At 33.6% G+C, this 405-nt stretch carries 1 pseudogene; it reads right to left on the reverse strand.

What is annotated here, in order from left to right:
• Nucleotides 1–405: pseudogene (locus tag IDG60_RS02790) on the reverse strand (divalent metal cation transporter); the annotation flags it as partial.

Consider the following 405-nt stretch of genomic DNA (forward strand, 5'->3'; position numbering starts at 1 on the left):
GTAATAGCTGCGCCCCATTTTACATCTAATCCAAAAATTGCATTTAAACCTAAACCGGCACCAGCAATATTACCAATATTAAAAGCTAGACCACCAAATGCAATCAATATTGAGATAACAGTACCAAGCCCAGGAACAACTTTATTTGATATTTCTTGACCTCTTAAACCAGTTACAACTAATATGCGCCATATATTAATTTGTGCACCAATGTCAATGATGATAGACAGTAATATGGCAAATGCGAAACTTGCAAAAAATTGTGATGTAAATACTGCTGTTTGCGTTAAAAATGCTGGCCCAATTGCAGAAGTTGCCATCAAAAATACAGAACCTAATAATAACCTTTTATGATTTTTTGTGAATTCAAAGTCACTTTCTTTTTTAAGCTTTAAATTTCTCCCC

The sequence above is a fragment of the Staphylococcus sp. EG-SA-2 genome, from assembly GCF_017152085.1.